Source organism: Alloyangia mangrovi, from assembly GCF_002300555.2.
In the GTDB taxonomy this organism is placed as follows: Bacteria; Pseudomonadota; Alphaproteobacteria; order Rhodobacterales; family Rhodobacteraceae; genus Salipiger; species Salipiger mangrovi.
On the sequence record NZ_NTHN02000020.1, the window covers coordinates 39,913 to 52,782 of the forward strand.

Here is a 12,870-nt window from a genome sequence, read left to right on the forward strand (position 1 = left end):
TCAGGTCTCCGGATGGGGGGCGGCGGGGGATGGGCGGTGCGGGAGTTCTTCGAAATGGTGGTAGTTGATGGTCAGCGAGATCACGCCGCGGATCTGGTGCAGCGACATGATGATGTCCGAGGCAAAGGCCGCGTCGGTGTCCTCGACCACGACCACCAGACGGCCATCCTCGGTTGCTGCATGCACCTCGACGCCTTTGAGTGCTTCCATCTGCGCGCGGGCCGCGGGCAGCGCATCGCGACGGACATGGACAAGGCAGCCGCAGATGTTCATGCCCTGCCCTCCGCGGCGGGTGCGGGCTGCTCGAAGGTCACCGCTCCGGCGGGGCAGGTGGCGGCGCAGTCGCCGCAGCCGGTGCATTGCGCGCTGTCGAGCACCGGCGCGGCCCGGCCGCCGGTCATCAGGCGGAAGCGGATGGCGCGGGGCTCGCAGGCGTCCTCGCAGGAGCGGCAGGAGATGCCGCCCAGAGAGAGGCAACTGTCGGTGATGATGGCGCGCCAGGGCCAGTCGGGCACGGCTTGGGCGCTCAGCGCGCCGGTGTCGCAAGCCTCGGCGCAGGCGCCGCAGAAGGTGCAGGCGCCCTTCGAGAAATCGACGACCGGAGTCGACCGCCCCGCGGGCCCCTCATGGCGGATGATGATCGCTTCGGGACAGGCACTGGCGCAGGCGCCACACCCATTGCAGAGCTGCGAAAACCCGGTCTGCGCGCCGGGAGGTCTCATCAACGGGGCGGCGGGGCGGGACACTTGCCCCCGCAGGAAGTCGCGTCTGCTGTGCTGGGTCGTCATGGACGTCCTGGCCTTCCGATGTCTCCGCGATCAATCCTGCGGATGCTTTATATGAGTCACAGACTGCCACAGGTTGTCCCGACAAGGAAGCTTCGCGCTGTAGGGGCAGGAATATCGCCGGAAATCCGCCTGTGGCGCGGCGGTGCCCGGGTGTGTCGGTCGGAGGCGTCCGGCACCCTCGGCGCGGCTCATGTTCGGAATAGAAAAAGCCGGAGGCTTGTGGCCCCCGGCAGAATGCAGCGCAGCGCGCGTCCTTGCTCAGTCGGCGAAGAGCTCGCGCAGCTTCGCGCCGTGCTCGGGGCTGGTCGCGAGGATCGGCTTCCAGCCGGACTCCTGCGCAAGAGCGCCGAACTCGGTGGCCGCATCGGCGTCGAGGTCGATCATCTCGATCCCCGCCTCGATCTGCTTCGCCTTCTCGGCCTCGGCAAGGTCCTGCACCAGCGAGGAGGAGGATTCGGTTTCGATCATCAGCCCCTCGAGGAAGGCCTGCTGCTCTTCCGACAGCGACTCCCAGGTCTTGAGGCTGAGATAAAGGCCGGTCTCGACCTGGTAGAAGCCGGGGTTCACCCGGGCGCCGGTCTTGTCCTGCCAGCCAAGGTCGAAGACGCCGATCGAGGGCCAGCCGTAGCCGTCGATCACGCCGCGCTCGAGGGCGGTGTAGACCTCGCCCGGGGCGGTCTGCATCGGCGTGGCGCCGAGGTCCTTGAAGAACGCCTGGTACACGGGGACCGAGCGCAGTTTCAGCCCGTCGAGCTTGCCGCCTTCGGGCGCTTCGTTGAGGTAGATGTGGTAGTTGATGCCCTGCGTCAGGCGGCCGAGCCAGTGGATCCGGGCCTTGTCCTCGTGCAACTGGTTCATCAGCGCGTAGCCGCCGTTCTCGCGCAGCTCCGACATCGGGCGGGTGGCGAGGGTCATGGCGACGCCCTCGGGCACGAGGCTGGCGTGGAACACGGCGGTGGTGTTGGCGATGTCGACGATGCCATTGCGCAGCGCGTTGCCGATCTCGAAGGGGGGCATGGCCTCGGGCCCGCCGATCACTTCGATCTTCAGAACGCCTTCACCCTTTGCGTTCACCTTCGAGACGAAGTCCTCGAAGGGCTTGGCGAAGGTCGTGCCGGGCTGGAAGGCGGTGATGGCGCGCAGCGTGGTCTCTGCCGCGGCGAGCGGGCCGCCGAGCGCGAGGGCTGCCACCACGGCCATGCCTGCCGTCTTGAGGGAGCGGATTTTCATTGTTGTTCTCCGGACTGTTGGACTTGGGAAAGGGGCCTGTCAGCGCACCAGCGCGGGCAGGAAAAGCGTGAGCTGCGGCACCATCAGCATCAGGATCAGCACGCCGATCTCGATCAGGATGAAGGGGGCAGCCGCCTTGTAGATGCTGACCAGCGGCACCGAGCGGCTCGCGCCCTGCATGACCATCAGCAGGATGCCGAAAGGCGGGGTCAGCATGCCGAGCTCGATCGCCACCAGCATCATAAGCCCCAGCCAGACGACCTCGATCCCTGCCGCATGGGCGAGCGGCATGAAGATCGGCAGGGTGATCATCATCATCGAGATCTGGTCGATGAAGCAGCCCAGCACGAGCAGGATCAGCAGCATGCAGACGATCAGCGTCATCGGAGTGGGGTCGACCGCGTTGATCAACTGCAGCATCCCCGAGGTGGCGCCGGAGAACGACAGGATCTGCGAGAAGGTTGTCGAGGCGACGATGATGAAGAGGATCGATACCGAGACCTTTGCGGTCTCGGTCATCGCCTTGGTCAGCGCCGCCCAGCTCAGCTTGCGGTAGAGGGCGGTGGCGATGAGCGCGGCAAAGGCACCAAGTCCCGCGGCCTCGGTCGGGGTGGCGATGCCGGCCAGCATGCTGCCGATCACCGCGATGAAGATGCCGAAGAGCGGCAGCACGTCGCGCAGGAAGGGGACGATCCGCTCGGCCAGCGTGTAGGCGCTGGCGCTGGTGTCGCGCGGTGCGCTCTGCGGGCGGAAGTGGCCGGTCAGGATGACGAAGAGCAGGAAGAGCGCGGCCATCAGCAGCCCCGGCACCAGCCCGCCGATCAGCAGCTGGGTGATCGAGATGCCCGAGAGCGAGCCGAGCATGACCGCCAGCGTCGATGGCGGGATCAGCACGGCGATGCCGCCCACCGCCATGACCGGGCCGAGCGCCAGCGTCGTCGAATAGCCCCGGCGCAGCATCTCCTGCGAGAGCGTGCCGCCGAGCAGCGCGGTGTTGGCGATCGACGAACCCGAGAGCGCTGCAAAGGCGGTGCCGCCGACCACCGACACGCAGCCGAGCCGGGCAGGAAGCCGGTGCAGCAGCCGCTCGATCGCCTCGATTGCCTTGTAGGCAAGGCCGCAGTGGAACAGCAGCTCGCCCATCAGCACGAAGAGCGGGATCGGCACGAGCGAGAAGGAATTGACCGACATGGAGGCGTTTCGCACCAGCTGCTCGATGCCCGCGCCGCTGCCGAGGAACAGCCAGGCGCCGATCAGATTGGCGCCGAGGAAGGCGAGGGCGACCGGGGTGCCGATCGCAAAGAGCACCGCCAGCACGCCGCCGAGCAGCGCGATGATCTCGAGCCAGCTCATATCCGGGCCTCCCCGGTGACGATCCGGGTCAGGAACTCGGCCGTGCAAAGGCCGAAGCAGAGCACCATGGGGGTCATGAGGTACCACTCGGGGAAGATGAGGTTCTTGAAGACCAGCGAGCCGAGCGCGTAGCTGTCGAAGGTCACGCGCACCGCGACGACCAGCAGGATCGCCGAGATCACGCCGCCGAAGAGGTTCGAGGCCTTGATCAGCCAGCGGGCCTTCGCCTCGCTGACGGTGCGCAGCAGCACGTCGACGTTCACATGGCCATGATTGTGCAGCACCCAGGGCGCGCCGGTGAAGGTCGAGATGGTCAGCAGGTACTCGGTCAGCTCGTTGAGCCAGGACCAGCGGACGAGGCCGGTGTTCCTCAGGACGACATCGCCCACCACGAGGACGCTCAGGAGGGCAAGCGAGGTGGCGGAGATGCCGCCGCAGAGTTTCATCACCCAGGTCAGGCTTCGTGCCCGTGACATCGCATGCGCTCCTTAGTTCCGGCCATTCGTAAAACATTTACTTTAGACATAAATTAAATGTCAACTTAAGAGGCGTGCGCGTACTGGTGGAAGTTGTGCAAATATCGCAGATTATTAGCCATTTGAGGTGTCGAATGGCGCCCCGTCGCAGCCCTTGTAAAATTCATAGCTAAAATAAAATATTGCTGCCCTCCTCCCCGCGATGACACAAGGGAGCCACCCGGCGCCTCGGGTTGTGCGCCGGGTGATCAGCCGTTGTGAGGTGCGCCCCGCGGCGCGCCGGTCAGGCGCCCGCGGGGGCCGGCGCGGCGTCCTTGAGGCGGAAGCGCTGGATTTTGCCGCTCTCGGTCTTCGGCAGCGCCTCGGTGAAGATCACCGAGCGCGGGTACTTGTAGGGCGCGATGGTTGCCTTCACGAAGTCCTGCAGCGCCTTGGCGGTGGCCGCATCGGCGGGGACGCCCTCGCGCAGCACCACATGGGCCTGAACGATGATGCCGCGGTCGGCGTCGGGGGCGCCGATGACGCCGCATTCGATCACGTCCGGATGCGCCAGCAGCGCCGCTTCCACCTCGGGGCCGGCGATATTGTAACCCGAGGAGACGATCATGTCGTCCGAGCGCGCGGCGAAGTGGAAATAGCCCTCCTCGTCCTGCACGAAAGTGTCGCCGGGAAGATTCCAGCCGCCCTTGACGAACTTGGTCTGCCGGTCGTCGGCGAGGTAGCGGCAGCCCACCGGGCCGCGCACTGCGAGGTGGCCGGGCGTGCCGCGCGGCACCTCGTTCATCTCGTCGTCGACGATCTTCGCCTCGTAGCCGGTCAGCGGCTTGCCGGTGCAGCCGGGCTTGGCGTCGCCGAAGCGGTTGGAGATGTAGATGTGCAGCATCTCGGTGCCGCCGATGCCGTCGAGGATCGGCTTGCCGGTCTTCTGCTCCCAGGCCTCGAACACCGGCGCAGGCAGGGTCTCGCCCGCCGAGACGGCGCAGCGCAGGCTCGACAGGTCCGCACCCTCGTCCATCGCCAGCATCATGGCGCGGTACGCGGTGGGGGCGGTGAAGCAGATGGTGGCGCGGTGCTGCTCGATGATGCGGATGAGATCGGGCGGTGCGGCCTTCTCCAGCAGCACGGCGCTGGCGCCGAAGCGCAGCGGGAAGATCGCCAGCCCGCCGAGGCCGAAGGTGAAGGCCAGCGGCGGCGAGCCGACGAAGATGTCCTCGGGCTGCACCTCCAGCACCTCGCGGGCGTAGCCGTCGGCGATCATCAGCAGGTCGCGGTGGAAATGCATGGTCGCCTTGGGCACCCCTGTCGAGCCCGAGGTGAAGCCGAGCAGCGCCACGTCATCGCGCCCGGTCTCGACCCAGCAGGGCCCCGAGGGCTTGGCGGCGGCGGCGCGGTCGAGCTCGGCCTCAAGCCCGGAGCTGCCGTCAAAGCCGACGATGCGTTTCAGGAACTGGCTCTCGGGCAGGCAGGCCTCCAGCTCGTCGAGCATCCGCGTGTCGCAGAGCGCCAGCGAGACCTCTGCCTTGTCGAGGTGCTGCATCAGCTCCTTCTTGCGCAGCAGCGGCATGGTGTTGACCACCACCGCGCCGGCCTTGGTGGCGCCAAGCCAGCAGGCGACGAGCGCGGGGGTGTTGGCGCTGCGGATCAGGATGCGGTTGCCGGGCTTCACGCCGTAGTCCTCGATCAGGACGCGGGCGATGCGGCTGGTCCAGTCGGCAAGCTCGGCATAGGTGCGGCTGCGGCCCTGGCCGACCAATGCGACACGGTCCCCGAAGCCCCTCTCGACCATCCGATCGGTCAGCTCGACCGCGGCGTTGATGTGGTCGGGATAGGGGAAATTCTCCAGCAGGAAGACCGGTTGGAGCTCGGCCGCCGGAAGATTGTCGCGGCTGAAGCTGTCGGTGTGAGCGCTGGGGCCAAGCATGAAGTCCTCCTGGGTGCCGGTCTTGGACCCATCACGCTACGGGCGCGATTTTATTTCAAGTATAAAGTTTAATCCTGGATCAGAATTTTTCGTACCGGGCAAAATCATTCTAATTTTGCGCCATAATGTTGGGGTCTTAGGCAAGTCGCGCGAAGCAGACGCTGGGTAAACTGCTTCACGCATCAATTTTTCAAGCCGCGATCCCGTCGACCTCAGCTCAACCAGTCGGGGTCGAGCTCGGGCAGGGGGATCGCCGTGAGCAGCGTTCGGGTGACGTCCGAGGCCGGAGCGCGGAAGACCGCATCGACCGAGCCCTGTTCGACGATCTCGCCACGGTTGAGCACGATCACGCGGTCGCAGAGGTGGCGGATCACCGAGAGGTCATGGCTGATGAAGGCAATGGTCAGCCCCATCTCGCGGGCAAGCTGCTTGAGCAGCAAGAGCACCTGCGCCTGACTCGAGACGTCGAGCCCCGAGACGATCTCGTCGGCAAGAATGAACCGCGGCTTCAGCGCGATGGCCCGAGCGATGCCGACCCGCTGGCGCTGGCCGCCCGACAGCTCGTGCGGGTAGCGCTCGGCAAAGGCGGCGGGCAGGCCGACCTTGCCGAGCGCGGCGATCGCGTCGGCCCTGGTGCCGCCGAGCCCGTAGCGCTTCATCGGCTGGGCGATGATCCGCCAGACCTTGTGCCGCGGGTTGAGCGAGGACATGGGGTCCTGGAAGATCATCTGCAGGTCGCGCCGGAGCGGCCGCAGCGCCGACTCGTCCAGATGGCCGATGTCCCGCCCCTCGTAGAGCACGCTGCCCGAGTCCGGCTCCAGCAGCCGCACCAGCACCCGGCCGGCGGTGGATTTGCCCGAGCCGCTCTCGCCGACGATGCCGGTGATCTGGCCCGCCGGGATGTCGAAGCTGAGACCTTTGAGCACCTCATTGCGCGGCGCGGCGCCGAGCAGGGGTTTGCGCGCGAGGTCGGGGAAGGAGAGGCGCAGGTCGCGGACCGAAAACAGGCTGGGGGCGGGCGCCACGGCCTCGCTTGCGGTCGTGCGGGTCTGGGTCTGAGCGGTCATCGCGCGGCTCCTTGGTGCCGGGCGTCGTCCCGGGCGATGGCACCCTGCAGCTCGGCGATCAGCGTCTGCGGCACCGGCGAGAAGGGCCGGTCGAGATCCGCGTAGCTCGGCGTCGCCGCGATCAGGGCGCGGGTGTAGGGATGCGCGGGGTCGGTGAAGATGCGCTCGGTCGGCGCGTCCTCCATCACCTTGCCGGCAAAGAGCACGGTGACCTTCTGGCTGATCTTGGCGACCACGCCCATGTCGTGGGTGACGAAAAGAACCGCCGTGCCGGTCTCCTGCTGCAGCTCGCGGATCAGCCGCAGGATCTGCTTCTGCACCGTCACGTCGAGCGCCGTGGTCGGCTCGTCCGCGACGATGAGCCGGGGCGAAGGGGCAAAGGCCGCGGCGATGAGCACGCGCTGCCGCATCCCGCCCGAAAGCTCGTGGGGGTAGCTCTCCATCACCCGCTTCGGATCGCGGATGTGCACCCGGTCCAGCAGCGCCAGCGCGGTGTCGCGGGCCTTCGCCCGGCTCCAGCCGTGGATCCGCACCAGCGGGTCGGTGATCTGCGGGCCGATCCGCCGCGCCGGGTTCAGCGCGGTGAGCGGGTCCTGCGGGATGAGCGCGGCGCTCTGCGCCACGGTCTTGCGCCGGGTCCAGGGGGTCATCGCGCCCAGGTGCTGCCCCTCGAGCAGGATCTCGCCCCCGGTCACCCGCAGGTTCTGCGGCAGGATGCCGAGCACCGCCTTGCCGATCATCGACTTGCCGGCACCGCTCTCGCCGACGAGGGCACGCACCTCGCCGGGGCGCAGGCTCAGCGAGACGTCGCGCAGCAGGCGGTGGCCGTTGGGGAGCGCGATGCCGAGCTGCATCACGTCGAGCGTGTTGGGATGGGTGTGCGAGCCTGTCATTGGAGCACCGGATCGAAGCGTTGTTTGAGACCCTCGCCGAGGGTCGAGAAGCTCAGCACCGTCAGGAAGAGCGCGATCAGCGGGAAGAGCAGCACCCACCAGGCGAAGTGGATGGCGTTGCGCCCCTCGGCGATCATCGAGCCCCAGGTCGGATCGTCCGAGGAGATCGACAGGTTCACGAAACTGAGGATCGCCTCGACGATCACCGCGATGCCCATCTCGAGCATCAGCAGGGCGATGATGGAGGGCAGCACGTTGGGAAGGATCTCGCTGATCAGCGTGGTGAGGCGCCGGGCGCCGCCGATGCGGGCGCTGTCGACGTAGTCCATGCGCGCCTGCACCATTGTCTCGGCGCGGATCACCCGGGCAAACCGTGTCCAGTCGATCAGAGCGATCGCGGCAATGACCGAGGTGAGTCCCGTGCCTATGACCGCCACCAGCAGCACCGCGAAGAGCACCGGCGGGAAGGCCATCCAGATGTCGACGAGTCGCGAGATCACCCGGTCCCACCAGCCGCCGAAATAGCCCGCGACCAGACCGAGCGCCGCGCCGAAGAGACAGGTGGCGGTGGCGGCGACGAGGCTGACGAAAAGCGCGATGCGCGCGCCGTGGATCATCCGCGACAGCACGTCCCGGCCAAGGCTGTCGGTGCCCAGCCAGTAGCCGGGCTCGCTGCCGTCCATGAACGCGGGAGGCAGCCGCTCGAGCATAAGATCCTGCATCAGCGGATCCTGCGGCGCGACCAGCGGGGCGAAAATCGCGGCGAGCGCCACGGCGCCCAGCCAGAGCAGTGGCAGCCAGAGCCGGAGGTTGAGCCTGCGGGCGCGGCGGCGCGGCGCGGCGGCGGTGATGTCAGCCATGGCGGAGCCTCGGGTTCAGCAGCGTGTACGACAGGTCGACAAGCAGGTTGATGACGATGAAGAGCGCCGCGAAGAGCAGCACGATGCCCTGGATCAGCGGCAGGTCGCGGTTGATCACCGCGTCGATCGCCATGTTCCCGAGCCCCTCGTAGGAAAAGATGCGCTCGACGATCACCGTGCCGCCGATGAGGAAGGTGAACTGCACCCCGACAAGGGTGAGCGTCGGCAAGAGCGCGTTGCGCAGCGCCTCGCGCAGGATCACCGAGGTCTCGGAAAAGCCTCGGACGCGGGCAAGCGTGGTGTAATCCTGCAGCAGCACCTCCTTGAGGTTCTGCTTCAGCAGCTGCGCGATCATCGCCGCGAGCGGCAGGGCCAGCGCCAGCGCGGGCATCAGCATGTGCGACAGGGTCGATTGGACGACATCGAAGCGCCCTCGCACGATCCCCTCGAACGTGTAGAAGTTGGACGTGAAATCGACGTCGATCTGCGGATCGATCCGGCCCGAGATCGACAGCACCGGCCAGAGCACCCCGAAGAGCAGCACGAAGACCAGCCCCCAGAGGAAGTCCGGCACCGAGAGCACCGCGCCGCTGGTCAGGTCGAGCCCGACCTCGGTGGCGGTGCCGCGGCGGCGCGCGCCGATCACCGCGATGGCGACCCCGAGCGCGACTGCGATGGCCAGCGCCATCACCGACAACTCCAGCGTGGCGGGCAGACGCGAGAGCACCAGCTCGTCGACCGGGCGGCGCAGGGTGATCGAGGTGCCGAAATCGCCCTGCAGCACGCCGCCGAGCCAGATGACGAACTGCTCGGGCAGGCTCTTGTCGAAGCCGTAGAGGGCCTCGAGCGTGGCGATGTCGGCCTCGGTCGCGCCGGGGGGGCAGCATCATCGCGATGGGGTTGCCGGGCGCCACGCGCACCAGCACGAAAACCACGACGGCCACGCCGAAGAGCGTGACAGCGGTGGTCAGAAGGCGGATCAGGATCGTCTTCAGCAGCATGGGGTCAGGGCCCTCCAATGCGCCCGAGCCGAGGTTAAGCTCGGCCCGGGCGGTCTTGCGCGATGCGGGGGATCAGGCCTTGGAGATCGCCTGCGGCAGCAGGTCGCCCGAGGTATAGGGCGTCACCGCGACCGCGCTGCGGAACACCACCGGCATTACGTATTGCAGCAGCGGGATGACGTAGCCTTCCTCGGCGATGTAGCGCGAGACGTCCTTGTAGCCGGCGATGCGCTTGTCCTCGTCGGGCTCGCCGAAGAGCGGACCGATCTTCTCGACCAGGTCGGCGCTGTCCCAGACCGCGTGCGGAGAGGGGCCGAACATGGCAAACCCGGTCGAGGTTGAGGGATCGCCGATCGAGTTGCCCCAGTTGTAGAAGGCCGCAGGGGCAAGCGTGTCGGCGGCGCGCAGCTCGTAGTGCTTGGCGATCTCGTAGACCTCGATCTCGGCCTCGATGCCGACCTTGCGCCACATGCCGACGATCGCCTGGATCATCTCGTAGTCCTTGGGCTTGAAGCCGCGCGTCGTCTGGATGGTGAATTTCACCGGGGTGTCGGTGGAGTAGCCCGAGGCTGCCAGCAGCTCCTTGGATTTCTCGGGATCGTAGTCGACCGTGATGCTCTCGTCATAGGCGGCATAACCCGGCACCTCGAGCGTCGAGAGCGGCACGCCGTAGCCGCGCAGAAGGCGATCGATGATCAGTTGCTTGTCGATGGCGTGATGGGCGGCAAGCCGCACGTTCTTGTCGAGCATCACGTCGATATCGTTGAGGAAGATCATGCCGATGTCGGTGATCGGCACGGCTTCGCCCTCGAGCCCGTCCTTGGCGATCAGCCGGTCGTATTCTTCGTAGGGGATGTTCGAGGTGACGTCGGAGTTGCCGGACTCGATCTCGGCCACGCGCGAGGCGGCGTCGGTGACGAACTTGATGGTCACGGTCTCGAAGGCAGGCTTTTCGCCCCAGTAGCCGGGGTAGGCCTTGAGCCGCACGTAGGCGCCCTGCTCGAAGGCATCGACCATGTAGGGGCCGGTCCCGATAGGGGCCTTCTCGAAGCCCTCGGCGCCGACCTTCTCGTAGTAGGCCTTGGGCAGCACGAAGGCCGTCAGGAAGGCCATCCACTTGAACAGCGCCGGCTCGAATTCCTTGACGTCGGCGGTGATGACGTTGCCGTCGACGCTGAAGTTGCCGATCTTGCCCCAGACGAACTGCATGGGGTTGCCGGTTGCGGGATCGCCCGCGCGGGCCAGCGACCAGACGATGTCCTCGGGGGTCAGCGCGTCGCCATTGTGCCAGGTGACGCCCTCGCGGACGGTCATGGTGATCTGCGACTTGTCCTCGCTGAAGCCCCAGTCGGTCAGCAGCCCGGGGCCGAACGACAGGTCGGGAGCCTGCGCGATGTAGCGGTCGAAGACCGCGAGGTAGACCGACTGCAGCGCCGGGTTCACCGCGGCGGGGCCGGTGGTCGGATCCCAGCTCTGCACGGGCAGGTTGTAGGCGATGGTCAGGCTGTCGGCACCCTCTGCGAGCACGCTGCTGCCGGTCGCCAAAAGCGCCGTGAGCGCAGCCGAGGCGCCCATGAAGCCGCGCCGGGATAGAGGTAGGCTGGAGGTCATCTTTCTGTCTCCTGTTGGTCTATGTGGCCCGGTTTGCCTGGGCTCTTCGGTGGATTTGGATTCGGTCTTCAAAAGTCTGTACTTAAAGAATTAAAGCGCATTTCGGCGCCTCTGGCATGGGCTACTTGAGGCCCTGCGCCGCAAAGAAGCCCGATCCCGCGCCGGTTCCGGCACCGGGCCAGCAGGCTGCCCCGATCATGTGCAGATTGGCGATGGGCGTGCGCCCGTCGGCAAAGCCGCGTACCGGGCGGAAAAGGAAGTTCTGCGTCAGGTGGTGCGAGCCGCAGATCTGGTCGCCGCCGACGAGATTGGGATTGCCGGCCTCGAGATCGAGCGGCGAGACGGCGGTCTTTGCGAGGATGGTCTGGCGGAATCCGGGGGCCTGTTCCTCGATCAGATCGAGGATGCGCTCGGTCATCGGTGCCTTCGCATCTTCCCAATTTCTCTGGACAATCTCTGCCTTGGCATCGCCCCTGATGGCGGCGGGAACGACTCGGGCCTGGACCCAGAGCGTGTGCTTGCCCTCCGGCGCGCGGCTCGGATCGAACAGCGTCGGCTGACCCACCACCAGCAGCGGCGTCGCGGGCAGTTGCCCGGCCAGCGCCTCGGCATAGGTCTTGGCGGCAACCTCGACCGAGCGGCCCACGTGGACATAGGCGTAGCGCTTCAGCGCCTCGGCGGCCCAGGGTACCGGCGCGTCGAGCGCGAGGTGCAGCATCATCGTGCCGGGGGCGTGGCGGAAGCTCTCGAGCCCGCGGTCGAAGCGCGCATCGCCCGAGCCATCGCCGAGCATCCGGCGCAGGTGTTTCGGGGCAAGACCGGCAAGAATGGTTGAAGCCTCAATCGTTTTACCGCACGCGATCACACCGGTGACGCGGCCGTTCGCATGCAGGATCTGCTCGACCTCGACGTCGCATTCGACCGAGCCGCCATGCGCCTCGATCATGCTGACGAGCGCGCGGGTGGCGACCTCCGCGCCGCCCTTGCCGATCACCATGCCCATCGCCTGACCGGCCATCGCCTCGAGGTAGGGGAAGATCGCCCCGCCCGCGATGTCGGGGGCAAAATCGAGATGCATGCCCCAGGAGGCCAGCGCCGTGCGCAGGCGGGGGTCCTCGAAAGTCTCCTCCAGCCAGCTGCGCGGCGAGGTCATGAGAAAGCGCGCCATGTCGAGGCTACGGGCCGTGCCGAGCTTGCGCCAGCTCTGCCAGAGAAACCGGGCCAGCGGACCGCGGCGCATCGGCGTGCCGAGCAGCCCGCCGAGCACGCCGGCGCGCTCGGGGAACTCGGCCATCAGCGCGCGCCAGGTCACCTTGTCCGCCTCGGAGGCGAAGCCCGCCAGCGTCTCCTCGACGTCGGTGGAGATGCCGACATGGTCGCCGGGTTCCAGCGCCTGCGCGAAGGGGTGCGAGACCGGCACGAACTCCAGGCCGTGCCGGGCCATCTCGGCGCCGTGCCGGGCCATGAAGGCCGAGCCGGCGAACATCGACAGGTTCATCGCCGCGACGTCGTGGCGGAAGCCGGGCAGGGTGAGCTCCTCGGTGCGCACCGCGCCGCCCGGGGTGGGGCCGCGTTCGAGCACCCGCACCGGCTTGCCGCGCGCCGCGAGATCCGCGGCGGCGACCAGCCCGTTTATCCCGGCGCCGATAATGAGGATGGGACCCGGCATG

Annotated in this window: 12 protein-coding genes; all 12 read right to left on the reverse strand. The window is 67.2% G+C overall.

Going from position 1 to position 12,870, the window contains the following annotated elements; all coding sequences use genetic code 11:
* Complete coding sequence (locus CLG85_RS12505; protein WP_095884386.1) at positions 1 to 273, reverse strand: chaperone NapD; 273 nt, start codon at positions 271 to 273, stop codon at positions 1 to 3.
* Positions 270 to 788, reverse strand: coding sequence for a ferredoxin-type protein NapF (gene napF, locus CLG85_RS12510; RefSeq protein ID WP_224848744.1), 519 nt, complete (start codon positions 786 to 788; stop codon positions 270 to 272). Before napF ends, CLG85_RS12505 begins: the two co-directional genes overlap by 4 nt.
* A gap of 258 nt (positions 789 to 1,046) precedes the next feature.
* Positions 1,047 to 2,018 carry a TRAP transporter substrate-binding protein DctP gene (gene dctP, locus CLG85_RS12515; RefSeq protein WP_095883586.1) on the reverse strand — a complete coding sequence of 324 codons (972 nt, stop codon included), beginning with the start codon at positions 2,016 to 2,018 and terminating at the stop codon, positions 1,047 to 1,049.
* Between the two features lie 39 nt (positions 2,019 to 2,057).
* Positions 2,058 to 3,371, reverse strand: a complete 1,314-nt coding sequence (locus tag CLG85_RS12520; protein ID WP_095883587.1) for a TRAP transporter large permease — start codon at positions 3,369 to 3,371, stop codon at positions 2,058 to 2,060.
* Positions 3,368 to 3,847, reverse strand: a complete 480-nt coding sequence (locus tag CLG85_RS12525; RefSeq protein ID WP_095883588.1) for a TRAP transporter small permease — start codon at positions 3,845 to 3,847, stop codon at positions 3,368 to 3,370. The genes CLG85_RS12520 and CLG85_RS12525 overlap by 4 nt, the downstream gene beginning before the upstream one ends.
* 283 nt (positions 3,848 to 4,130) lie before the next feature.
* Positions 4,131 to 5,768: an AMP-binding protein gene (locus CLG85_RS12530; RefSeq protein ID WP_095883589.1), complete on the reverse strand. Its 1,638-nt coding sequence runs from the start codon at positions 5,766 to 5,768 to the stop codon at positions 4,131 to 4,133.
* A gap of 212 nt (positions 5,769 to 5,980) precedes the next feature.
* Positions 5,981 to 6,835 carry an ATP-binding cassette domain-containing protein gene (locus tag CLG85_RS12535; RefSeq protein ID WP_095883590.1) on the reverse strand — a complete coding sequence of 285 codons (855 nt, stop codon included), beginning with the start codon at positions 6,833 to 6,835 and terminating at the stop codon, positions 5,981 to 5,983.
* Positions 6,832 to 7,728 (reverse strand): ABC transporter ATP-binding protein, encoded by an 897-nt coding sequence (locus tag CLG85_RS12540; RefSeq protein ID WP_095883591.1) that lies wholly within the window; start codon positions 7,726 to 7,728, stop codon positions 6,832 to 6,834. Before CLG85_RS12540 ends, CLG85_RS12535 begins: the two co-directional genes overlap by 4 nt.
* Positions 7,725 to 8,588 (reverse strand): ABC transporter permease, encoded by an 864-nt coding sequence (locus tag CLG85_RS12545; RefSeq protein ID WP_095883592.1) that lies wholly within the window; start codon positions 8,586 to 8,588, stop codon positions 7,725 to 7,727. The genes CLG85_RS12540 and CLG85_RS12545 overlap by 4 nt, the downstream gene beginning before the upstream one ends.
* The gene (locus CLG85_RS12550) at positions 8,581 to 9,372 is read right to left on the reverse strand and encodes an ABC transporter permease (protein ID WP_260349005.1); all 792 of its coding nucleotides are present in this window, start codon (positions 9,370 to 9,372) and stop codon (positions 8,581 to 8,583) included. Before CLG85_RS12550 ends, CLG85_RS12545 begins: the two co-directional genes overlap by 8 nt.
* A gap of 289 nt (positions 9,373 to 9,661) precedes the next feature.
* On the reverse strand, positions 9,662 to 11,200 hold the full coding sequence (locus CLG85_RS12555) for an ABC transporter substrate-binding protein (RefSeq protein WP_095883594.1): 1,539 nt from the start codon (positions 11,198 to 11,200) through the stop codon (positions 9,662 to 9,664).
* Positions 11,201 to 11,321: 121 nt separating this feature from the next.
* Positions 11,322 to 12,869 carry a phytoene desaturase family protein gene (locus CLG85_RS12560; RefSeq protein WP_260349007.1) on the reverse strand — a complete coding sequence of 516 codons (1,548 nt, stop codon included), beginning with the start codon at positions 12,867 to 12,869 and terminating at the stop codon, positions 11,322 to 11,324.
* Position 12,870 lies beyond the last annotated feature (1 nt).

Excerpts from the sequence above, each read along its gene's own strand:
- CLG85_RS12505 (WP_095884386.1), bottom strand. The coding sequence starts at position 273 with ATGAACATCTGCGGCTGCCTTGTCCATGTCCGTCGCGATGCGCTGCCC.
- napF (WP_224848744.1), bottom strand. The coding sequence starts at position 788 with ATGACGACCCAGCACAGCAGACGCGACTTCCTGCGGGGGCAAGTGTCC.
- dctP (WP_095883586.1), bottom strand. The coding sequence starts at position 2,018 with ATGAAAATCCGCTCCCTCAAGACGGCAGGCATGGCCGTGGTGGCAGCC.
- CLG85_RS12520 (WP_095883587.1), bottom strand. The coding sequence starts at position 3,371 with ATGAGCTGGCTCGAGATCATCGCGCTGCTCGGCGGCGTGCTGGCGGTG.
- CLG85_RS12525 (WP_095883588.1), bottom strand. The coding sequence starts at position 3,847 with ATGTCACGGGCACGAAGCCTGACCTGGGTGATGAAACTCTGCGGCGGC.
- CLG85_RS12530 (WP_095883589.1), bottom strand. The coding sequence starts at position 5,768 with ATGCTTGGCCCCAGCGCTCACACCGACAGCTTCAGCCGCGACAATCTT.
- CLG85_RS12535 (WP_095883590.1), bottom strand. The coding sequence starts at position 6,835 with ATGACCGCTCAGACCCAGACCCGCACGACCGCAAGCGAGGCCGTGGCG.
- CLG85_RS12540 (WP_095883591.1), bottom strand. The coding sequence starts at position 7,728 with ATGACAGGCTCGCACACCCATCCCAACACGCTCGACGTGATGCAGCTC.
- CLG85_RS12545 (WP_095883592.1), bottom strand. The coding sequence starts at position 8,588 with ATGGCTGACATCACCGCCGCCGCGCCGCGCCGCCGCGCCCGCAGGCTC.
- CLG85_RS12555 (WP_095883594.1), bottom strand. The coding sequence starts at position 11,200 with ATGACCTCCAGCCTACCTCTATCCCGGCGCGGCTTCATGGGCGCCTCG.
- CLG85_RS12560 (WP_260349007.1), bottom strand. The coding sequence starts at position 12,869 with ATGCCGGGTCCCATCCTCATTATCGGCGCCGGGATAAACGGGCTGGTC.